At 43.3% G+C, this 8,552-nt stretch carries 6 protein-coding genes; all 6 read left to right on the forward strand.

Going from position 1 to position 8,552, the window contains the following annotated elements:
* The first annotated feature begins 32 nt into the window (after positions 1-32).
* The 6 genes from AC3LHT_RS06250 to AC3LHT_RS06275 all read left to right on the forward strand — a co-directional run bounded on the left by AC3LHT_RS06250 (position 33) and on the right by AC3LHT_RS06275 (position 8,083).
* Positions 33-1,580, forward strand: a complete 1,548-nt coding sequence (locus AC3LHT_RS06250; RefSeq protein WP_488662299.1) for a DUF6844 domain-containing protein — start codon at positions 33-35, stop codon at positions 1,578-1,580.
* A gap of 265 nt (positions 1,581-1,845) precedes the next feature.
* On the forward strand, positions 1,846-3,243 hold the full coding sequence (locus AC3LHT_RS06255) for a tetratricopeptide repeat protein (protein WP_488662300.1): 1,398 nt from the start codon (positions 1,846-1,848) through the stop codon (positions 3,241-3,243).
* Between the two features lie 112 nt (positions 3,244-3,355).
* Positions 3,356-4,294 carry a hypothetical protein gene (locus AC3LHT_RS06260; protein ID WP_488662301.1) on the forward strand — a complete coding sequence of 313 codons (939 nt, stop codon included), beginning with the start codon at positions 3,356-3,358 and terminating at the stop codon, positions 4,292-4,294.
* 88 nt (positions 4,295-4,382) lie between these two features.
* Positions 4,383-4,970, forward strand: coding sequence for a penicillin-binding protein activator LpoB (locus AC3LHT_RS06265; RefSeq protein ID WP_488662302.1), 588 nt, complete (start codon positions 4,383-4,385; stop codon positions 4,968-4,970).
* 38 nt (positions 4,971-5,008) lie between these two features.
* Positions 5,009-6,196, forward strand: a complete 1,188-nt coding sequence (locus AC3LHT_RS06270; RefSeq protein WP_488662303.1) for a hypothetical protein — start codon at positions 5,009-5,011, stop codon at positions 6,194-6,196.
* A gap of 69 nt (positions 6,197-6,265) precedes the next feature.
* Positions 6,266-8,083: an SH3 domain-containing protein gene (locus AC3LHT_RS06275; protein WP_488662304.1), complete on the forward strand. Its 1,818-nt coding sequence runs from the start codon at positions 6,266-6,268 to the stop codon at positions 8,081-8,083.
* The last annotated feature ends 469 nt before the right edge of the window (positions 8,084-8,552 follow it).

The raw sequence follows: 8,552 nt of genomic DNA on the forward strand, positions 1-8,552 counted from the left end.
CATCTCTAATTTATCAGGAAAGGAGGTATTGAATGAAATCTGTTAATGGGTTGGGATTTTATCGTTTTTTATTTGGAATCTTTTGTGTGATGATTTTATCCTTGATCGGCCCTGGTTTAAGTTTTGCCCAAGAACCCGGACAGAGCGAAAAAGCGGCTATTTCTCAAGAGATGCAGAATGTAACGAGTGAACAGGGGTGGAAAGTGCTTGCGACCAGCCCCGGTGTGAAGGTTCTCAGCCAGGAGTTCAATCATCCGGGAAAAGTTTTGCCGTCCGGAGAAAATCCTTTGGATGTTGCTCAGAATTGGCTGGCAGACAAGGGTTTTGAAGAAGGTCGAAATTTGTTTAAAGACAAGCTTCTTTATCTCAGCATTGGTTCAGCATCTGTCAATGCAACTCCTTCAGATCCAGGGTATATCGACAGCCGGTTTCTGGCTTTTCAAAGAGCCGAGCTTGATGCAAAGGTCAAAACTGCAATTTTTATGGGTGTTGATCTCACCACGATAAGAGGTAGCAGTGAGAGGGAAATCAATCCGAAAGAACGAGCCGAACTGGAAAATATTGTTAACACAAGTCCAACCCTTAAAAAAAATTCAAAAGCCATGGGGGTTTTCGATACTATGTCCGGCTTGTTTGAAAAAGTTAAAATTTTAGCCGAAGCCAAACTGGATAAAGCCATTAAAGATGCTGGAGTGGATACAAGTAAAGATCAGGAGGAAATAAAACAAAAGAAAGCAGCTAAAAAGGAAAAAAGAAACCGCCTTAGAAATATCAGTGAGGCATCAATGAAAGCGGCGGCAAGTGCCTTTGCAGATGTTCAAGGGACACAGATAATTCAGTCCTTTGAGGGATCTTATCATAATAACTACCAGGTTATAGTTATTACACTCTGGTCTCATAATATGCAGCGGATGGTAGACAGTATGCAGCGCGGAATTGCTCCGATTGGACTGCCTTATAAACAAGCCAAGCAAGAAGTTAGTAAACAACTGCCCAAAGACGTAAGTGAACTGGCCTGTTTGACGGGAGTGCGTGCATACATTAATAATGAGGGCCAACATGTACTGCTTTCCTTTGGGCAGGCTGGTGTTGAGCCTCTTGGCGGTCGAATGGACAAAGCGTTTGAGCGGGCGGGGAAAAAAGCAAGATTGCGGGCGATGGCCGCTATGCGCACATTTATGGGTGAGAAGCTTGCATTTTCTGCAACAGAAGAATTGTTGGAGGTTTTGGCCCTTTATGCAAGTGAGTACCAGGAAGATACCGGTGCCCAGGACTACAAATCTATCAGCCAATTTCAGGAAAATATCCGGGCAGTGTCAAAAAAACAAAAGATCACAGGGCTCCATGGGCTGATGACCAAAGAATTGACCCACCCCTTTACCGACAAGCCCATGGTCCTGAAAGTCATGTCATGGTCTCCATCATCCCAAGCCATGGCCCAGGAACTAAAACAAGCCATTGAACACAAACCCGAAAGCACTGAACCGGCTAAAACACCAGCAGTAAAGAAAAAAGTCGAAAGTCCAGCGCGAAAGGGCGTCATTTCTTCTGGTCAAGGTGCAGATAAAGATGCCTGGTAAACCCGTCAGAAATCAACTCAGGTAAACACTGACGAGCTCCAAAATTATGGTTTCCGCTTAGTTTTTGCGGAAACCATAAAATAACCATGACGCCTTTAACCCTCGATCAGACGATAAGAACGGATCATAGGTAACTTATTTCATGAAAAAGACGAATAATAGTGTCAACCAGCTTATTTCCATACTTATTTTCATGGGGCTGATAGTTTTATGGGTTACCCCTGTTGAAGCCATGGAACCGGCATGGAAGGATATTCCTCATGGTTTGAAAAAAGAGGAGGGGATTGAGTACAAGGGAAAATTCCTCTTTGCAACCGGCGAGGCCATTATAGAAAAGATAAGGCCGGACAAAGCGCACGAATTAGCCAAGAAAATCTCTTTATTACGGGCGTTACAACTTGTTCATATGGCGTCCTCATGTAAGAACGCTCCGGCTGGATTGGATTCGAAAGAATACGGACGTTTTATCAGATTATTTGCTCCTATAGCACCACCTCTTCGAATCAAAGGAATAACTGTTATTCGGCAGTGGGAAACTGATCAAAGCCATTTCACGGCTGTTGCCGTACCTTTATCTGCGATAGAAGATGTTCCTTGCGAGTTTCCTGATTTATCGACCGCAATTTATAAGTATATCAAAATAGAACAGCCGTCATTGGAAGGCCTTGCCTTTTGTTTGCGTCATGTGCCCCTTTATTCGAAATTCAATCGTGAAATACGGAGCCGGGTCGGAAAATGGTTGCGGGACAACGCCCAAAAAGAAATGGCACTTTGTTTTCAGCCCGGCTTCAATACAACAGCCATTGGATCTGAACTGAAAACGCTGGTATTCCAGAATTACCTTTTCAGGGCAATGCGACTGACAGAAAAGGCCGAAGAGCTGGCAAATAAGGGGCAATGGGAGGATGCTGTTATCAATGCTTGCGAAGCATTAGAACTGGTTCCTGCCTATGGGCGAGCTTACCTTGTGTTGTCAGACTTTTTTCTATTGGAATGGGAAAAACCTGTATTTGCCTTGTGTGCTGTTGAAAAAGCTATGAGAACCGGCAACTGCTTTAAAGAAGCACTGGACAAAAAAGTTTCAATTTTAAGGGCCCTTAGAAGCCCTGAGACCCAGGTATATCAGTTATTATTGTCTCAGTGTGAATCACTACCAGAATGGGAATATTACAGCTGGGCCAAAGAATGGCCGAGTAGCTGGAAAACGGAAATGAAACGTTTGGGTGATCGGCCGATTCCAAACCTTGTAGCAGCAAGTCTGGGTCAAGCTGTGGATGGGGATACAAAATCACCGGATGAAGAATTCGGACGGGCGGTGGAGATGTTTAATCAGGCAAAAACAGATGAAGATGTGAATCGTGTGCTTGATTTGTTGTTCAGCGCCTGTGAAAAGCAGCCTGCTTCGCCAAAAACATATAACCTGATCGGAGCCTGCTATCGTCATATTGGCAAACCCGAAATGGCGCTGCCTTTCCTCTGGCAGGCGCTTACCCTTGAACCTGAATATGATTTCGCCCTCACAAATTTAGCCCTTTGTTGTCACTCTCTTGGCCTTGAAGAAAGTGCAAGGTATTATTTCGAACACAATGCGGTAAAAAGCAGTAAAAACAAATGGGTCCAGGAAAATTATGCAGAATTTAAGAATATTTTGGGACACAGATAAACACAGTTTTTCAGAATTCACATTTTTTTCCCTCTCAGAAGAAAATGAAAAGTATTTTTTCTTTTCTGTGCGTCTCAAGCGAGCTTGCGAGCGGGTGGTGATATTTATTTTTTTGCTTTTACTCCCTATCTCAGTCACAGCCCAGGCAGACGATACATCTCTCCCATTCCGGTCCATATCTATCGAATATCAGTTTTACGATGTGCTCATACAGCACCCAGGATTCATGAAAGAAGGCGGGGCTATGCTATTTGATCTGAATGACAGCTCTTGCCTCCTGATAGGAATCGCAAGGACATTTTTGGATAACAGATTACCTCAAACAATCCTCAGAGCAAAAAGAGAGGGCGAGATCCTTGCCAGAACCGAGATTCTTTCCTTTAGCGGGGATATCCAGATTTCAACATCTCGCGTTGCAAAAACAGGATCATTACAAACAAAAAAAACAAATGGAACCATTTCACTTTCATCTTTCCTTCAAATAACTGAAACAAAGGTGGAAGGAATAATACGGCAATTACCCATTGTCGGAACCTGGTGGACTGAAGATAACAAAACACTGTATGTGGCAGTGGGGAAAATTGTTGGCCAAGAAGGTCAACAAAAGAAGCTGAATCCTGCTCCTTCGTCCGGAAAATCGGGGGAAACCTTAAGAGATTTCTTTATATCCCTTGTCAATACATCACCTGTTCTCCGGTCTCATGGAGGTGTCCGGGGATTTCAATTGGACGATGGCAGAAAAGCTTTAGTGGCCGTAGGTTCCACTCAACTGAAGGATTCTATAAGCAACGCCAGAAGGATAGCAAAAATCAAGGCCATGCGATCTGTGTTAGGTCATACTAAGGGGATTGAGCTTTCCTCAGTGGAGTATCTTGCAGATGGAGAAGTCCTTACCATTAAAGAATCCGGGGTTGAGCATGAGATGCTCTCCAAGTTTATTTCAGTGGAGGAAGAAAAGGTATCTGGAATCATTAAGGCCCTACCGGTAGTTGCCACATGGGAAGATACCCGTGCGGGGCTTTATTATGTTGCCATTGGAAAGCTTTTTTGAACTGAGAGTCTTAACCCTTTGTCGTCTCAGGACAATTTAATCTAAGATCCGGCGACATGAAACAATATAAATTGGGAGGAGGAAAAAGATGAAGTTGGAAGTAAGATTCATAGTTTTGGTCCTGAGTCTGATTCTTGTGGGCGGATGTGCGACTACCAAGCGCATTGATATCATGGATGACAGCCAAGTCTATACAACCTTCAGTGCAACAGATTTATCTATTATCGCTGAAAAAATGGCCCGATCTTTGGTCAATCGTTTCAATTTCGGGCCTAATCGGCCTTTGGTTAGAGTGGATATTGTGAAAAATAAGACATCCGAGCACATTGACACCAAAGCAATCACAGATTCCATCAGAACAGAACTAATAAAAAGCGGGAAGGTCAGATTTGCAATAGACTACACGGAAAAAGGCGCTTATGACAAACGGTCGGCAGAAGAGGCATTCGGCAACAGAATCACCGACAAGGACAGACAGATATATCTGAGTAATCAACAGGCTCCCAGATATCGGATATACGGAGAGCTTACAGGTGTCCAGATTATTACAAGCAATAGGAAGGATGTCTCTTATAAATTTACCTTGAACATGGTGGACTTCCGAACAGGAACGTTGGAATGGGCGGATGAGGCCAAGCTTCGTAAGGTTAGGAAAAAGGGCTTGTTTGGACTTTAAAATATTCCGGATTTGAACAGTACGTTTAGGAGTAACCGATGAGATCATGTAGATTTTTTCTGTTGTATGTCGCCATGGGCCTGATTGTGATTTCCTATGCCTCAGTCTGCTGTGCCGCCCTAAAAATGGTAGACGCATGTGGGACTGCGTCAATAGTTAATGAAAACATCTCAAGGGCCAGAACCATGGCGCTCCAGAATGCCCAGAGAAACGCTGTTGAAATGGGCCTGGGAACCGTCATTGACTCACAAACCATGGTGCAAAACGACCAATTGATTCGCGATAGGATATATTCTCAGTCATCCGGATATGTGAAGAATTACACCATATTGTCTGAAGGCCATACACATACCGGCAATACATACGAGGTATGCATCAGGGCCAAGGTTCAGCTTGCCAACATAAAGGACGATTTGAGGGCACTTGGGATCCTGCGCCAGCAGATCGGTAATCGCCGGTTTATTACCGTTTATGTGCCGGGAAGACGCATCTCATTGCCAGGAAGCTGCAGAGCAGTGGTGGCTGCAGAGCAAGCCGTAAACAAAGCATTCATCCGGAAAGGCTTTCTTGTCCTAGATAAGGCCCTTGTTCGCGATGTTCAGCGTGAGATTGGACATTCAGGCAGAGCTTCATTGAGTATGGATGCTATTTCCGCAATGGTTCTCAAAAAGGCAGCGGATCTTCTCCTGGTGCTTGATGTAGGTTCAGTAAAGAGGACTGAACTCACAAACGAATACTTTGCCGAGGTTTCATTTGATGTAAGCCTGCAAGTAGTGGCGCCAGCAACGGCAGAAATCATTGCTTCCCGTAAAGATTGTAAAAATGTCAGAACCGCCAGACGGACAATAGACGATGTGAATGAAAGCCTTATATCTGAAACGGAAATCAGGCAATTGGCATCGAATGTGGCTGAATCGGTATTAGGTGGTACGGTCGCCTATTTTGGTAGACAGGTCCAGAGCGGCACTCGTTATTCCTGTTTGTTCAAGAACTTCGATGAGAACGAGATATTTACTATTGTGGGGCTTATTGAGAATTTAAGTGGATTTAAGGGAAAGGACGTAAGGAACGCAAGTTTCAAGGATTTTGAGATTGATGTCAAATATCTTGGGAAAAAGTTTGATTTTCAGAGAGAGCTTTACGAGGTACTCAGACAGAATGGCATTTATGCCAATTTCCAGAAATCAAACGGCAACACCCTGTGCTTGATCAAGAAAAGGCAGTAAACAACACGGTTTCTTGTAAGCTCTTTGGTCTGTGCCACGGAGCCGCAATTTGAGGCCTGGTGAGTCAACATGAAAGGAAACAAGATGAATGCTCTATCAAGGAAAATTATTTATATATGTTCTATTTTCATTGGGTTATGCTTTTTTCTTGGTTGTGCAGCACAGAACTACTCGATTGTGATGAAGCACTTTGATCTCGGCAAGACAACACAGATAAAATTTCTGGAGCATAAGGTATTCGAACAAGACGGAGACATAAAGGATAGAGTTGATGTTATTTATCTTCTGGAGCTAGGCACCGTTTATTCTTTCAAGGGAAATTTTGAAAAAAGCAATCGATTGCTGGAAGAGGCGTACAGACGCTACACAGCAAGGGAGGAGGAGGCGATACTAAGTGCAAGAAAGGTAGGATGCGCGACCATTGACGTGCTGTTCGGAGAGGGCTCACGGGACTATGAGCTTGCAGACTATGAGAAAGTCTATATCCATACGATCAAGGCAATGAACTATTTGATGTTGGGTGATGTGGATTCCGCAAGGGTTGAGACGATGCGAGGAATTGAAAGACACAAGATGATAAAAGAATATGCGGAATTTGAGAGTGCAAAAGTCGAAAAAAGCAAAAGGAAAATCGAAAAGCAGATTGAACAACAAAAAGCCTCAGTGGCCAAGCAGCAAGCAAAGACAAAGAAAGCACAGGAAAGGAGAAATCAAAAGGGATATGACCTTGACAAAGACCTGAGAGAACTGACCTGTAAGGCAGGACTTCCTCCAGATCTGAGACGCAAGGTCATGTCTGTGAGAAATTCGTATGAAAATTCATTTACCTACCTCATGGCAGCGCTGAATTTCAGCCTCTCCGGAGAATACGTAAATGTCGGTCCACAACTGATAAACGCTGATGCTCTGACAGACAATCGATACGTGAGGAACATATTGTCCGATTATGAGAGTAATAGCCATTGCATGGTCTCGGGACAAAATCTCTATGTCTTTGCTCAGGTGGGTCGGGCGCCCACAAAGGAGAATTTGAGCATTCCTTTTCCGAACCCTTATTCAGGAACAGTTGGGCAGTTCTCAATAGCACGAATCAAAGCCTCTCATACCAACATTGGAAGTATTGATTTGATGAGCTCCGGATCTAAAGCAGTTGGAAGGCTTGATAAATTGACCGACATGAAGTTGCTGCCGCTGAAGGAATATGAAGAGAAACTCCCGGAAAATGTAACAAAGGCTGTACTCAGGGTAATTGTCCAATCGTTGCGGGATGCAAAAATCGTCTGTCAGATAGATAAGGAAGACAAATTTTCGAGAAAAATGGCTCAGATACCATTGTCGCTTTTAAATATAACTATGGCCAAGGCGGACACCCGAACTTGGTTAACGGCACCCGAATCGATTTCATTTTATTCAGGGAGAATCGATGGCCATAAGCTTACTATCCTTATACGGAATAGGGTCGGAAACGTGATTGATTCGCAACATGTCAAAATAGATCCGAACAAAACAAATATCATCAATTTGAGATGTTTTGACAATAACAGTTATGCTCAATCCATATGTTTTGATTCGTCTGGAGGTAATAGGCCATCATATACCATCCCTGAAAATTTGGAGCGTATGACGATTGCCGTTCAATGTGCTAACATACGAAATAAAGCTACTACTTCTTCCCGGATTATTGTTAAACTCTGTCGAGGTCAACAGGTCGGCATTATCGACAAACAGGGCAGATGGTTTCGCGTGGTGACACCAATAGGAGAAAAAGGTTGGGCTCGTGAAGACCTTTTTGGACCAAGGCCAGATCCGACGTCTGCTGCACCAAAGCCACAAGGGCCACACCCTGACTCAAAGAACTTAGGCTTGGGGTTAGGCCTTGATTATTAAGGTTCATCAATACCGAATATAGAAAAATTAGACCGTGTGGAAACACCGATTTAATTCCTTACCAATTTCACCGAAATAATTATTTGCCAATTTCACCGGTAAATAATTAGTGCCTGTCCGAAAAATAGGCTTTTCAAAAGTTCATCAACGAAAATGATGCAATGCGTCATCGAATTTGGATAAAAAACAAGTGAACTATAAAATAAAATGCTTCAGAAGAACCATTTCTGCTTTTTTATGGAAATTTTCGATGCACTTCTCCTACTGAATGCTTAAGAAGATGATAAACTTGTTAGATTTTTTGAATGGAAAAAACCGGTATTTGCTTTATGCGCTGTTGAAAAAGCCATGAGATCCGGTACCTGTTTTAAGGAAGCGCTTAACCGTAAAGTTTCAATTTTAAAGGATCTTGGCAGCCCTGAGACCCAGGTATATCAGTTATTATTGTCTCAGTGTGAATCACTACCAG

The sequence above is a fragment of the Kosmotoga sp. genome (genome assembly GCF_982836095.1).